Here is a 14,298-nt window from a genome sequence, read left to right on the forward strand (position 1 = left end):
TCTTCTCCTCCTGCGACCACCGTTTTCTACGTCGGGTTCGCTCCCCGTGGTCGCGAACCTCTCCTCCAAAAAGCTGGACCAAAAACTCGCTCGCTACGCTCGCGACCGACTACATGAAGTCCGCGATACCCGATTGCTTGTTCTTGTCGTTCTCGAAGATGGAGTTCAACGCCTTCTCCAGCTTCTCGAGGCGCTGTTTCGTGTAGTTCCGGCAGCCGAAGTCGTCGGCGACGTTGATAGCCGTCTGCATGTACTTGTTCACCGAGCCCTGGTGGACCGTGAGGTTCACCCGGCCACCGCACTCCCGGCAATCCCCGGTCAGGGGCATCCGCCGGTACTTCTCGCCGCAGTCGAGACACCGCGTCTCCTGTCGGGAGAAGGCACGCAGGTTCCCGATGAGGTCCGGCAGGAAGTGCCCCTCGATGATGCGCTCTGCCACGTCGGTCTCGTCGACCGACCGGAGTTTTCGCGAGAGCAATAGCTGGGCGTCCATCTTGTCCTGCATCGACCCGAGCGTCTTGTACGCCGACAGCGCCGGCCCAAGGTGGATGTTGGTCGTGTCGTGGGTGTGTGCGAACTCGGTGTACTCGCGGTCCGTTCCGAGTGTCTCCTCGGCGATCTTCATGATGTCCTCGACGTCGTCCGGGTCCGCCATCTCGCGGGTCGCCTCGTAGAACTCGCGCGGGTACTCCCACATGATGTCCATGTTGTGCGCCTCGTCGTCGATCTCGGAGGGGTCGATACGGCTGGACATCACGAGCGGGGCGTCCATCTTCCCGCCCCGCTTGTCGGGGAGGAAGGACTTGCTGAAGTTCAGCAGGCCGTCGAGCAGGAGCATGACGCAGTCTTCGTCGCCGTCGCACTGGCCGATGAACAAGTCGCTCGCGACCAGTGAGTGAGTATCCTCGACGGTCAGGCAGTAAGTGTGCTCGACGTCTGCACCGGTGTGCTCAACGCTCGTGACTTCATCGAGCAGGACACCGCCCCCATCACCGAAGAGACGTTGCGAGCGTACTTCGATACTGTCGAGCGCGGTTTCGAGCGTGTCGCGCTTCCGGTCGAGATGGAAACCGATACGCTCTGCGAACCGCACTGCGTTCTCAGACGTGATTTTGAGGACCTCTGTGTCGAAAGTTGGGGAGTCGTCGTAGAACTCCGAAACAACACCCGAGTCGACAGTCCGTGTCTCCGTGTACCGTTTTGCCGAGATTCCGAACCGTTTCAGGATTGCGACCAATTCCTCAGCAAGGTCGTCGCTGACGGTGTGTGCCCTGATGTCCGCTCGGTCGCTGGAGGTGGAACCGTCACCGCTGAAGTAGCCGCTGAGGAACGCCCTGACAACGTGTTTCGGTGAGGAGACGATACACGAGGGGACCGACTTGTTCTCCGCCCTATTTCCTGCTTGCAAGACCTCCTCGAAGACGGCAGCCACGATTCGATTCGACACGGTGACCTTCCACTCGCTCTCTTCAAAGGCTTCGACACCGAGTTCCTGCTCGAAGGTCTCGATTATCTGCTGTCGGGCCTGCACGTCCGGGATACAGATAGTCGTCTGGTAGAATGAACCCGCCTCTCGTCTGGAGAAGCCTTCAGCAGCGTAGTACCCTAGCAGGAGACCAACATCTTCTGAGATGGTGAGATGCCGGTCGACAGAGGTCGAGTCCCGTCTCACTCCAAGGGAAACGTCGTCGGGAACCTGCGCAACGAGTTCAGTCTCTCCGATGAGAGTGGAAAGCACTGAGACAGGGATACTGTCTCTCGAAACCCAGTTGTAGACCGTAGACTGGCTGACCTGAAGAGCCTCGGCAGTTGCCTTGCAGTAGCCCTGTCCTTCGGTAGCCTCGTCCAGAATCTGTTTTAATTCCGTCTCACCGATACCCCGGACGACCAGATCTTCGTTCGGAATCGAATCGAGACCGATGATTTCTTCGAGAAGGTCAAAGGACTGCATCCGGCCATCGTACTCCACCGTCTTGGGCATCGGGAGCGTGTCTCCAACCGACACCGAACTTGCCGAGATACTCTCGACACCGTCCGACCAGCGCTTCATGTCGTGGTCTGGTGTTACCTCGATTGTACGGCCACTTCGGGTTTCGATTCGGACGAAGTGGTCCTGTGCTCGATGCTTCGACACGGCTTCGACCGGCTTCCTGACGACATTCCCGTCGTCATCCACACTGGGAACGAACACATCGCCATCGAGTTCCTGCACGAGCGTCCCGAAGTCGTCCTCGTCGGCGGTCTCGGGGTCGAGACGCTCCTCGACGAAGCTCTGAATCTCGTCGTAGTGCGTCTCGCCCGACTCGTCCTCGAACCAGACCTTGGTCTCCGGGTGGAAGCAGTTCCGACGCTTGGCCGCGTGGAAGTACGGATGCGCGTACCCGACTGCTGCACTCGTGAACCCGACGACCCGGCCCACGGTCGCGGCTGAGGTGTGGGGTGCCATCCCGAAGACGAGCTCTCCGATCAACTCCTCGCGGTCGTCCATCTCGTAGAAGGGTTCGACGCCGTAGTAGGATTCGAGGAGGTCGTCGACGAAGTCGGCGGTCTTGAGCATGTGTTCGGCCGCGCCGTCGGAGAGGACGATGTCCTGTACCTTGAGTTCGACCAGCTGGTCGTCGTGGCGCAGGGGGTCGCCGTGGATGTCCTCCTCGTAGCCGAGGCCGCGGAACTGGTCGGCGGTCGCGTCGAGTTCGACCGGCCGGACCGACGTGACGGGCAGGTCGGTCATGTCGTAGCGGACCGTGCCGTCCTTGAACGACGAGACGCCGTGTTTCGCGCGGAGGACGCCTTTCTCCATCGGTTCGGGGGTCTTGTTCGCCGAGGAGAGTCCCTTGACGCCCTTGAGTATCTTGAAGGCGTTCTCGCGTTCGCCGACGGCATCGAGGGCGTCCCAGTACTCGGCTTTGATGTCTATCTCGGTGAAGTCGACGCTGGTGCCGTCGCGCTCACAGCGGTCGCAATAGACACGACCGGCTTCGTCCGGTTCGAGTTCCTGCTCACAGTCGGGGCACCAGTAGTGCGGTTCCGTGCGGCCGTCGCACTTCGGGCAGCGGACCTTGAAGCTGTGTTCGCCGCACTGGGTGCACTCGCGGTCGCCGACCTGGGCCTCGATGACGCCGGGGGTCGAGCGCATGTCCGGCGCGAACTTCGCAGCTTCGGACACCGAGCGCTGGCTGCCGCCGGCCTCGCCGACCGGGAACAGGGTGTGGACCGCAGGCGAGAGGTCGCGGGACTCCGACTTCTCGGGGCGGCCCATCCGGGTGCCGATGCGGGTCGGGGCACGTTCCTGGACCTCGAAGGGAGCGACTTCGTTGACCGCTTTGACTGCATTGTCGCCGCCGTCCCACTGGCGGGCATCGGGCGAGAGGTCGTCCAGTTCCCACGGTTTCTCGAGGTCGCGAGTGAGCCCGAGACTGCGGACGAAGGGGACCCAGTCGCGGACGAGGAGTTCGTCGTCGGTCTGGGTGTGCTGGAGGAGGATGTGTTCTGCGGTCTCGCGGATGGCGTCCGAACTGGGGATGTGCAGGGTGCCGTCCTCGACGAAGCCGTCTGCGACCGCCTCGGCGAGGTCGTCGAACTGCTCGACGCCGATGTCGTGCCAGAGGTAGGTGTACTTCGGGTGCAACGGCGCGTCGTAGGCGTCGGCCCAGTCGAGCGCCTCCTCGGCGCTGGGGTCCGCGAGGTTCACGTGGGGCGAGTCTTCGAGCGCCTGCACGTTGCAGTCGGTCGCATCGAGGTCCTGTCGCCACCACTCGACGGTGTAGGAAGCGGGGGCGAGGGGATGGTTGTTCTCGACGAACTCGCCGAAGTTGACGAGGTACTCGCCGGCGTCGAGTATCTTCTCGACGCCATTTCTGACTTCGAGGGCCTCCTCGGGGTCGTCGATGCGGCGCACGTCCCCGTTCGCGAGGCGGACCGTGGGTCCCTCGATGCTGTCGACGGGGACGACACCGGCGGCCTTCCCGGGTCGTTCGGTCTTAATCTGGGTCCCCGTCGCGAGGAAGTCGTCCACGAGGTGCATCGTCGCAGGGTGGACGCCCGCAGTCGCGAAGCCGTGGTTGCGCGAGCGACCGTAGCGCAGGCGGAAGCCGCCAGCGCTGCAGGGGTGCCCGAAGACGGGGCGACCCGCGATGAGGTCGCGCAGGTACTTCGTGGCGGGTTCGACGCGGGGCGGGCCATCGGGGCCGGCTGGTTCCAGCTCCTCTCCCTCGGCGTCCTGGTCGGCTTCGTCGTCACCCTCCGAAGCCTCCGCGTCGTCGCCGTCGTCGCTCTCGTCTTCCGCTCCGTGGTCGTCGTCGTAGTAGGTGCCGTCGATGAGGTCCTGAAGCCACGGCCAGTCGACCTCGTCGAGGTTCTTCGTGTAGCGTTGAATCTTCGGGGCCTTCAGCGCGATACCCTCCGCGAGGACGAGACACATCCCACCGCGGGCGGAGTTCGTGTCCACCCGTTCGAGGTCCCGATACCCCGAGACCTCCTCGTCGCCGGTGGCCTCGCCGTCGAGCATGATGGGCATGTGCTTGGCGATGAACTTCGTCTCCTTGTCCTTCGGCGAGTACTGGAGACCCGTCTCCTTGTCGTACAGGCCGATCTCCTCGGCGTATCGCTCGACCTCCTCGGTCCGAGCTTTGAACTCGTCGATGTCGAGGAGAGCGCGGGCGTAGTCGGCGACGAGCACCGAGAGCGCCTGGGCGGTCCCACCCGCCGAGCGAATCGGCCCGGCGTAGTAGACGTTGACGAACTCGGTGCCGTCGTCGTTCTGGAGCAACTCGACGCGGTCGATACCTTCGATCGGGGCCGCGACGACCCCCTCGGTGAGGAGGGCGACCGCGGTCCTGACTGCGCCCTCTATCTTCCCCTCGCGCGTCTCGTAGTCACCGACCTCCCCCTCGACGAAGTCCGTGACCAGTTCGAGCGCGGCCTCCTCACGGCTCATCTCGCCCTCGAGTTCGCGCACGCGCTCGGCGACACCGTCGATACCGAGGATGTTCTCGACACGGTCGGCCATGTCGCGGGCGGTCGGAATCTCGACCTCGGGTTCGGGGTCGCCGCCGCGCTGTTTGGCGCGCTCGGCCAGCTCGAACGCCTCGTCGAGGCGCGATTCGATGCGCTCGAAGTACCGTTCGTCTTCCTCCCGCATTCTACAACCAGAGGTCGAGGTCGGTCGTCTCGTCGTGCTCGCGCACGAGTGGCTCCTCGAACTCGCGGACGTACAGTTCACCGGCCCAGACGGTCGCGGCGTCGAGGTGGCCGGCGAGGGCCTGTCCACTCGGACGCGAGAGGACCGCGTGCGTGTGGGCGAACGGTTCGCCGTTCAGGTCCGAAACGTTGCCGACGCAGGCCGCGACCTCGAGGGGTTCCTCGAAGGTCGCGGCGTCGTACTCCTGTCGCTCCTGGTCGTAGAACCAGACGTCTGCGTCCTGGACCGCGCCGAGCCCCGTGAACCACGCGGCCCCGAGGTCCTCCTCGGCGGCCAGGTCTTCGAGTTGCGCGCGCCAGTCGCTCCCCGTCTCGAGTCGAACGACGAACTCGCGCGAGGTCGCGACTTCCCGGTAGTGCATACCCACGTGAAAGAGGGTGGACGGGAAAAAAGTAGTGTCCTCCCGTCGGCCCCGAGTGGTGTCACGACGGCCCAGCACCGCCGAGCGGCAGAATAGAGCGAACGCTCACGGGCGAAGAACGGCGAAGAACGACCGGCGCGATTACCGCCAGTCGGGGAGGTCTGGTGCGTCCTCTGCTCGCATCGAGAGCCAGGCTCCATCGTCCGTGATGTCTGCGATGACGTACTCCTTCGAGGAACCGTCACCATCGACAGACGCTACCACATCCCGGTCGTCGGGGGAACCCGACGGGCCTGACTCGGATGCTGCCATATGAGTCACTGTCTCATGGTGGGTTATAAACTCATCGACTCGACAGTCAAGTTTCAGAGAGAAGAGTGAACAGGTGACACGGGGATGCGCGACAGCAGCCGAACCCACACTGGCCACCACATGTATATAAGAGGACGTTCGTTCACGGTCTGAGCTTCGTTCAAATATACAGTTGAGTCGTGTGATTCGAAGCCCGAGGACGCCCGTACAACTGTGCATTCATCCGACTTCTGCGAGCAGATCCAATCTGTTTTCTCATTTTCACCCACTCGATGTTACAATCACCCGTATTACGGTAGAGATTTGGATAAACAGCTGGTACCTTGTTCTAAGTTCTTCGTACATATAGCCACCAGTCATGGTAATAGTTACCGTCGTGTTCTATTGAGGTATCAAAATATTGATTCCGCGCGCAAATAAAAATCTATGGGTATGTAAAATAGCCGCAGACCATAACGGTAATTTTAACCATACCGTCCCCAAAGGGGTGCGTGGGATGACAGACAATACCAGCATCGACCGTCGTCGCTTCCTACAGGCGACTGGCGGCGCAGCATCTGCAGTGGCGGTTGCGGGATGTCTCGGCGGCGGTGGCGAAGGCGACACCGACACCGCGACGGACGAGCCGACGGACGAATCGACGGCGACGGCGACCGAGAAGACGACACGGCCGCCGGAAGACCGTGAGAAACTCGACAAGACCTTCAACCTCATCAACTCCACGATGAGTACGCTCGACCCCATCAAGGCGACGGACACGGCCTCTGGTACGGTCATCCAGCAGGTCTTCGACGCCCTGATGAACTACCCGAACGGTGAGGTCGAGGTCGAGCCGCTCCTCGCGAAGGACTACGAAGTCTCGAGCGACTTCCGTACCTACACCATCAACCTCAAAGAGGACGTCAAGTACCACAACGGTGACACCGTCACCGCACAGGACGTCGTCTACTCCTTCGAGCGCCTCGCAGCGTCCGAGAACTCGCGGCGCGACTACTTCATCCTCGCCTACGCGATGAACGTCGAGCACGAGACTGACTCCGAGGGCGCCTACGTCCCCGGTTCGCTCAACATGGAGGCCGTGGACGACACGACCTTCAAGATGACGCTGACGAAGCCGTTCGCCTCCACGATGGAGATGCTCGCGTACACCTCGTTCTCCGTGATTCCGGAGGGCATCGTGGGCGACATCGACGGCTACGACGGCGAGATGTCCCACTCCGAGTTCGCGACGCAGAACCCCGTTGGCGCGGGCCCGTTCGTGTTCGAGAACTGGGAGACCAACACCCAGGCGTCCGTCGTGCGCAACGACGACTACCACGGCGCAGTCCCGTTCGTCAAGGGCGTCCACTGGCAGGTCATCACCGACCCCGACGCGGCGTACAACTACGGCCAGAACAAGAACTCCGACCTGGCCTCCATGCCGACGTCGAAGTACGACCCGAGCAAGGTCAAGATCGAGACCACCGACGACAAGGGTCGTAAGATCGGTACCTACGGTCCGATGCGGAACGGCGAGACGGCCAACTACCTCCAGTACGCGACCATCAACACGTTCTACATCGGCCTGAACGCCAAGAACGTGCCCGGTCCCGTCCGGAAGGCCATCGCCTACGCGATGAACCAGAAGGAAGGCGTGGAGCAGGTGTTCAAGGGTCGCGGCGAGGCCGCGTACCACCTGACGCCGCCGGGTATCTACCCGGGCCAGGCACCCGCCTACAAGAAGCACGCAGAAGAGAACTACCCGTACGGCTACAACGAGACGGACCTCGAGTCCGCACGCCAGGTCATGGAAGACGCTGGCTACGGCCCGAACAACAAGTACGAGGTCACGTTCACCACGTACCAGTCCGACACCTGGCAGGGTCTCGGTAAGATCCTCCGCGACAAGCTCAGCAGTGCCCACGTCAACATGAAGCTCGAGGAGGCACCCTTCTCGACGCTCCTCAACCGTGGCCGCCAGGGCAACCTCGCTGCCTACTCCCTCGGCTGGATCATGGACTGGCCCGCACCGGACAACTTCCTCGGCCAGATGGTGCCGAACCTCACGGACACCTCCGAGGGTGCGAAGGGCTTCTACCTGGACTGGGACGACGCAGAGGGCGACGCCTCCCAGCGTGCCGCCGACGCGTGGGAGACCATCCAGAACAACCCCGAACCCACCGAGGACGCACAGCAGAAGCGTAACGAGGCCTACGTCACGATGGAAGAAGCCATGTGGGAAGACATGGTCCTCCTCCCGACGTACCACAGCGTCTCCGAGCGCTTCGCGTACGACTGGGTCGACATGCCGCGCACCGGCGCAGCCGGTGGCAGCCGCATGAAGTTCAACAACGTCTACCTCAACGACCGGAGCTAACCGGGTATCGCGAACCCGATTTTCCATTTTTCGACCGTCTAGCCCCTGCTATAACCTCAAATCACGCAGGAAAAGAACGCAAGACATAACCATGGGTGCAAAATACACTATGAATAGAACAATGGTGATGGAAGTGGATCACCGGAGGGAAATGTCATGAGCAGGTGGGGGTACTTCGCCCGCCGATTGCTCCTGGCAATCCCTGTGGTACTATTCGGTACGACAATAACGTTCATGGTCCTCAGAATGGGGCCGTTAGACCCTGTCGCAGCGATTTTGGGACAGAACGTACCACCGTCGAAATACGATCAGGTCGAAGCACAACTCGGCCTGAACCAACCGTTGTGGGAACAGTACATCGACTATATGATTGGTTTGTTGACATTCGACCTGGGTGAGTCCTACGTCATCAAAGACGGGACCACCGCGATGACGCTCATCGTCCAACACGCGCCACGGACGCTCTGGCTCGGCTTCTGGTCGGTGCTCATCCCGCTGTTCATCGGTATCCCGCTCGGTTTCTACGCCGGGCTCAACCCGAACACGTTCAGCGACTACATCGCGTCCTTCGGTGGGATCGTCTGGCGGGCGATGCCGAACTTCTGGCTCGGCGTCATCCTGCTGGCCGTCCTGAGCCAGTCGAAGGACTTCCTGTTCGGCTTCGAGTGGGCGAGCTTCCTCGTCGACAGCAAGATTACGACACCGCCACCACTCAACTTCTACGACCCGTCGGGGACGACCGCGATCAAGGTCGGAGGGTCGACGCTGTTCGAGTTCCCGCTGTTCGAGTTCAACAGCGAGACCTTCATCAGGGCCGTGAAGATGGTCCTGCCGCCGGCGATCGTCCTCGGTTCCTCCTCGATGGGGAACGAGATGCGCCTCGGGCGGACCGCCGTGCTCGAGACGGTCAACTCCAACTACGTAGAGACCGCACGCGCCAAGGGTCTCTCGAACCGGAAGATCGTCTGGAAGCACGTGTTCCGCAACGCACTGATTCCGCTCGTCCCGATCATCCTGAACGAGGCGTTCTTGCTGATTGGCGGGTCGGTCATCCTCGAAACCATCTTCAGCATCAACGGACTCGGCTACCTGTTCTTCCAGGCAGCCATCCAGGGCGACGTGCCGCTGGTCGGTTCGCTGATGTTCATCTTCATCCTCATCATCGTGTTCATGAACATCCTTCAGGACTTCATGTACACGATCATCGACCCACGTGTGGGGTACGAATAACATGAGTCAGACACAGGAAAACGCGACAATACGAGAGCGAATCGTCGCCCATCCCGAGCCGGCACTCATCTGGCTCGGCGGGGCGTTGCTGTTGCTGGCCGTCGAGTTCGGGGCCTTCGCGAAGACGATGGTCCTCTTCGGCGACCAGATCAACCCGCTCATCAACGGTAGTACAGAGATCGGCGGCTGGTTCGTCGACCAGATGTTCAAGACGTTCGGGACCGCTGGCGGGGCCGTCGTCTCCGCACTCGGTGCCGTGCTCATCCTGGCCGTCCTGGGAGTGTTCGTCAAGGCAATCTTCATCCCGTTCAACCTTGTCGAGAGACTCGGACTGGAGGACGTCCCCATGTCCGTCGACCTGCTCGAACGGCTCATCATCATGTTCGGACTGGCCATCCTCTGGGCCATCCTCATCTACGAGCCCCTCGGGATGTTGCTGCCGGCCCTTCCGGTCATCGGTGAACCCTCCATCGCACAGCTCATCCACGGCTTCGCCCAGACGGCCGCGGGCGTCGGCACGTGGCTCGGGGACACCTTCCCCACGCTGCTGTCGCGTGACCTCATCCCGAACGACGGCTTCAAACCGCCGGCCGACATGACTGGTGAGTACCCGACCGGGCCGCTCGGCCCCTACCACGGGACGTTCCTCGGTCTCGCACCGGCGTACGCCTGGGCGATCCGGGTCACGTTGGTGTACGCCTACGCGTTCGTCTGGCTCGCGTGGTGCTGGTTCGGCTACAAGACGTTCCGCAAGCACTACCGCTACGCCGACTGGACGCCGCGTGACGACATGATCGACCGACTGAGCACTCACCGCTGGGGCCAGTTCGGCTTCCTGATGGTCGCGATGTTCATCGTGATGGCGCTGTTCGCGCCCACGCTCGGTCCGGTGACGACCCAGGAGAACATCTACGACCCCTACAGCTACACGTTCAAGTACACCGAGGACGGTCAGGTCAAAGAGGTGAGTCACGGGACGGCCAACCTCGACAGCGTCTCCCAGGGAGACCCGAACCGGAACGTGGGTCCGATGAGCTACGACGAACACGGCAGATTCCATCCGTTAGGGACCTTGACAACGGGGAAAGACCTGTTCACGTTCATGGCTGACGGGGCCCGGGTGTCGCTGTTCATCGGGCTCCTCTCCATCCTGTTAGGTGGGTTCATCGCGACCGCGCTCGCGATGGTGACCGCCTACTACAAGGGACTCGCAGACCTGCTCGTCGTCATCACCTCCGACTCGATTCAGGCGATGCCAGGGCTGTTGATATACATCATGCTCTCGGTGGTGTTCGGGAGCCACCCCATCTCGAACGTGTACAACGGTGGGTTGCTCCTGGCGCTCATCTTCGCGGCCACCGGCTGGCCGGGACTGTGGCGCGCCATCCGTGGGCCCGCGTTTCAGGTCTCCGAACAGGAGTGGATCGACGCGGCCCGTTCGTACGGGCAGCGCCCGACCGCGACCATGAAGAAACACATGCTCCCGTACGTCGCAGGGTACCTGCTCGTGTACGGCTCGCTCACGCTCGGTGGCATCATCATCGGCGTCGCCGCACTGTCGTTCCTCGGCCTCGGCGTCTCGCCGCCGACCCCCGAGTGGGGCCGCGCGGTGAACGCGGGTCGTTCGTACGTGACGACGGTGTCGTGGCACATCTCCACGATTCCCGGCCTGATGGTCGTCTTCGTCGTCACCGGCTTCAACGCGTTCGGTGACGGTATCCGCGACGCCATCGACCCGCAGTCCGGCGGGGCGAGTGCTGACGAGGCTGCGGCCGCAGGGGGTGGTGGATGATGTCCATCCAGCGACAGCGCGAGGAGACCATCCTCCGCATCAAGAACCTGCAGACCTCCTTCTTTACGGACAAGGAGGTCATCCGCGCCGTCGACGGCGTCAACTTCGACATCGACGAGGGTGAGACGGTCGGTATCGTCGGCGAGTCCGGGTCCGGGAAGTCGGTGACTGCCCGGTCCATCATGGGCCTCGTCGAGAGTCCCGGCCGAACCCTGCGCGGGAGTTCCATCCAGTTCCGCGACACGGAGACGGTCGAGCGGTTCGCGAACACCTACACGGGTCGAACCGTCGACCTGACCAAGCTCGAAGAGAAGCACGACCTCGCGACCGTCATCGGCGACGCGATCGAGCAGCACGGCGCGACACCCGGCGAGCTCACCCAACACGAGAAGTACGCGAGTCTTCCCCCGGAGCGCGTCGACCCGGCCCAGATGGTCGCAGACGGCGCGGTCGCCTGGGACGACCTCATCGCGTCGGGCTACGCCGACGAGTTGAACCTCGTCTCGAAGACGGACTTCGTCTTCGTCGAGGAGGGGACCAGCGATTCGAACGGCATCCGCGTCGACCGCGGCTACGTCGACGTGACTCGCGCACACGAGCGCGGCCTCCGTCGTCTCCGTGGCGGGAACATCGCCATGGTGTTCCAGGACCCGCTCACCTCGCTGAATCCGGTGTACACCGTCGGAAACCAGATCAAGGAGGCACTCCGTCTCCACCAGGGACTCCGTGGTGCCGACGCGACCGAGGAGGCCATCGACCTCCTCGAAGCAGTCGGTATCCCAGACGCCAGTCGTCGAGTCGGGGAGTACCCCCACCAGTTCTCGGGCGGGATGCGCCAGCGTGCCGTCATCGCGATGGCACTCGCGTGTGACCCCGAACTGCTCATCTGCGACGAGCCGACGACGGCACTGGACGTGACCATCCAGGCGCAGATTCTGGAACTGCTGCAGGAACTGCAGGACGAGCGCAACCTCTCCATCATGTTCATCACCCACGACATGGGTGTCATCGCGGACATCGCGGACCGCGTGAACGTGATGTACGCCGGCGAGGTCATCGAGACTGCACCGGTCGTAGAACTGTTCGGGAACCCGAAACACCCCTACACGGAAGGGCTGTTGCAGTCCATCCCCGGTCGCCAGAAGGGTGACCGTCTCGTCACCATCGAAGGTGACGTGCCGACGCCGAACGAGGACCCGACGTACTGTCGGTTCGCCCCGCGGTGTCCCAAGGCCTTCGAGGAGTGCCAGGCGGTCCATCCCGAGCAAGTCCAGGTGAACAGTGACGCCGAGGACCACCGGGCTGCCTGTCTCCTCTACCCCGAGGACCAGACGCAAGCCGAGGCAATCGAACTTCACAAGGCCAAAGGAGGGAGCAAAGAATGAGCAAGCAAGCGATGTCCCACGCCCAGCAGACAGCACAGACAGAGTCGATGATCGAGATCCGCAACCTGAAGACGTACTACCCAGGTGGCGGTCTCATCAACGACCAGCCGGTGAAGGCGGTCGACGGCGTGAGTTTCGACATCAAGAAGGGCGAGACGCTCGGCCTCGTCGGGGAATCCGGGTGTGGGAAGTCCACGCTGGGCCGGACGCTCGTCCAGCTCGAAGAGGCTACCGCCGGCGTCAGCCGTTTCCACAAACCAGACGTCGTCGAGCAGATGGCGAACACGTTCGGCCGTCGGACTGTCATGCTCGCCGACATCTACCAGTCGAACGACCCGGTCGACCTCGTGACGAAGCTGTTCGCCGAGGGCGTCGAACCGAAGGCGGTCGCCCGAGAGAGCGGCTACGAGAACGTCAGCGCGAACGAGATAGACGCCGCACAGTTCGTCAACGAACAGAACCTCACGGTGCAAGACATCGTCGACGAGGGCTTCGGTGCCCAGCTCGGCCTGTTCGGCGAGAAGGACTTCGTCTTCGTCGAGAACGGGCACCGCGACGGTGACCAGATTCGCGTCGAGGAGGGCTACATCGACGTCACTGCCGCGCCAGGCCGTGCGCTGAAGAAGCTCCGCGGTCGCCAGCTCGGTATCGTCTTCCAGGACCCCGAATCGAGCCTCAACGACCGCATGACGGTCGGGGAGATCATCCGTGAGCCGCTCGACGTCCACGGCTGGGGTGACCCCCAGGAACGACGCCAGCGCGTTCGCGAACTGCTCGAGACGGTCGGCCTGCGTCCGGAGCACTACTACCGCTACCCGCACCAGTTCTCCGGTGGGCAGCGCCAGCGTATCGGTATCGCCCGGTCGCTCGCGCTCGAACCGGACTTCCTGGTGCTGGACGAGCCGGTGTCGGCACTGGACGTCTCCGTGCAGGCGAAGATCCTCAACCTGCTGGAGGACCTCCAGAAGGAGTTCGGCCTGACCTACCTGTTCATCGCCCACGACCTCTCGGTCGTCAAGCACATCTGTGACCGTGTCGCGGTGATGTACCTCGGCAACATCATGGAGATCGGGCCGACGGAGGGGCTGTTCGAGAATCCCGGGAACCCGTACACGCACTCGCTGCTGTCGGCCATCCCGGAGCCGGACCCGACGTCGGAGAAGGACCGCATCACGCTCCGTGGCACCCCGCCGAGCCCGCGTGACCCGCCCATCGGCTGCCCGTTCAGCACGCGCTGTCCGGTCAAGATTCGACCCGACGAGTACGAGCACCTCGACGACGACGTCTGGGAGCGAATCGAGGTCTTCCGCGAGGTCGTCCGCGAGCGGTCCCGTGCGGACCGGTCGCTGACCGACCGCGCCAAGGAGATGCTCGGACGACAGACGCGGTTCTCCGACATCACGGAGATTACCGACGAGCTGTTCGGTGACGTCGACGTCCCGAGCGAGGTGTCCGAACACCTCCGCCAGGCGTCGACCCACATCGAGAAGGGTCACGACAACAAGGCTCGTGAGTACCTGTTCGAGCAGTTCGGGAGCGTCTGTGACAAGGAACAGCCCAAACATCACGTCGTCAGTGACGACGGGCGGACCAGCTTCTGTCACCGTCACCAGGACCGCTACGACGAGCCCGCCGTCACGTTCGAACAGCTCCACGACTGAC

Annotated in this window: 8 protein-coding genes; 5 read left to right on the top strand and 3 right to left on the bottom strand. The window is 62.8% G+C overall.

Features of this window, described 5'->3' with window-relative positions; all coding sequences use genetic code 11:
• Positions 1-109: 109 nt before the first annotated feature.
• The 3 genes from polC to ACSC1R_RS04700 all read right to left on the bottom strand — a co-directional run bounded on the left by polC (position 110) and on the right by ACSC1R_RS04700 (position 5,873).
• Positions 110-5,140, bottom strand: coding sequence for a DNA polymerase II large subunit (gene polC, locus ACSC1R_RS04690; RefSeq protein ID WP_439027917.1), 5,031 nt, complete (start codon positions 5,138-5,140; stop codon positions 110-112).
• A gap of 1 nt (position 5,141) precedes the next feature.
• Positions 5,142-5,561: a PPC domain-containing DNA-binding protein gene (locus ACSC1R_RS04695; protein WP_439027918.1), complete on the bottom strand. Its 420-nt coding sequence runs from the start codon at positions 5,559-5,561 to the stop codon at positions 5,142-5,144.
• 141 nt (positions 5,562-5,702) lie between these two features.
• Positions 5,703-5,873 (bottom strand): DUF7556 family protein, encoded by a 171-nt coding sequence (locus ACSC1R_RS04700; RefSeq protein ID WP_439027919.1) that lies wholly within the window; start codon positions 5,871-5,873, stop codon positions 5,703-5,705.
• 496 nt (positions 5,874-6,369) lie between these two features.
• Here ACSC1R_RS04700 and ACSC1R_RS04705 point away from each other — a divergent pair, with 496 nt between their 5' ends.
• The 5 genes from ACSC1R_RS04705 (at position 6,370) to ACSC1R_RS04725 (ending at position 14,297) form a co-directional block, all read left to right on the top strand.
• Complete coding sequence (locus tag ACSC1R_RS04705) at positions 6,370-8,229, top strand: ABC transporter substrate-binding protein (protein ID WP_439027920.1); 1,860 nt, start codon at positions 6,370-6,372, stop codon at positions 8,227-8,229.
• Between the two features lie 156 nt (positions 8,230-8,385).
• Positions 8,386-9,459: an ABC transporter permease gene (locus tag ACSC1R_RS04710; RefSeq protein WP_439027921.1), complete on the top strand. Its 1,074-nt coding sequence runs from the start codon at positions 8,386-8,388 to the stop codon at positions 9,457-9,459.
• A 1-nt stretch (position 9,460) separates the two neighbouring features.
• A complete protein-coding gene (locus ACSC1R_RS04715; RefSeq protein WP_439027922.1) occupies positions 9,461-11,251 on the top strand; it encodes an ABC transporter permease in 1,791 nt (596 codons plus the stop codon).
• Positions 11,251-12,636 (top strand): ABC transporter ATP-binding protein, encoded by a 1,386-nt coding sequence (locus ACSC1R_RS04720; RefSeq protein ID WP_439028755.1) that lies wholly within the window; start codon positions 11,251-11,253, stop codon positions 12,634-12,636. The genes ACSC1R_RS04715 and ACSC1R_RS04720 overlap by 1 nt, the downstream gene beginning before the upstream one ends.
• Positions 12,633-14,297, top strand: a complete 1,665-nt coding sequence (locus ACSC1R_RS04725) for an ABC transporter ATP-binding protein (RefSeq protein WP_439027923.1) — start codon at positions 12,633-12,635, stop codon at positions 14,295-14,297. The genes ACSC1R_RS04720 and ACSC1R_RS04725 overlap by 4 nt, the downstream gene beginning before the upstream one ends.
• Position 14,298 lies beyond the last annotated feature (1 nt).

This window comes from Haloarchaeobius ordinarius, assembly GCF_051801355.1.
Lineage (GTDB): Archaea > Halobacteriota > Halobacteria > Halobacteriales > Natrialbaceae > Haloarchaeobius.

Bases quoted from the DNA above. Each gene is read 5' to 3' on its own strand.
- ACSC1R_RS04720 (WP_439028755.1), top strand. From the start codon at position 11,251: ATGTCCATCCAGCGACAGCGCGAGGAGACCATCCTCCGCATCAAGAAC.
- ACSC1R_RS04725 (WP_439027923.1), top strand. From the start codon at position 12,633: ATGAGCAAGCAAGCGATGTCCCACGCCCAGCAGACAGCACAGACAGAG.
- ACSC1R_RS04715 (WP_439027922.1), top strand. From the start codon at position 9,461: ATGAGTCAGACACAGGAAAACGCGACAATACGAGAGCGAATCGTCGCC.
- ACSC1R_RS04705 (WP_439027920.1), top strand. From the start codon at position 6,370: ATGACAGACAATACCAGCATCGACCGTCGTCGCTTCCTACAGGCGACT.
- ACSC1R_RS04700 (WP_439027919.1), bottom strand. From the start codon at position 5,873: ATGGCAGCATCCGAGTCAGGCCCGTCGGGTTCCCCCGACGACCGGGAT.
- ACSC1R_RS04710 (WP_439027921.1), top strand. From the start codon at position 8,386: ATGAGCAGGTGGGGGTACTTCGCCCGCCGATTGCTCCTGGCAATCCCT.
- polC (WP_439027917.1), bottom strand. From the start codon at position 5,140: ATGCGGGAGGAAGACGAACGGTACTTCGAGCGCATCGAATCGCGCCTC.
- ACSC1R_RS04695 (WP_439027918.1), bottom strand. From the start codon at position 5,561: ATGCACTACCGGGAAGTCGCGACCTCGCGCGAGTTCGTCGTTCGACTC.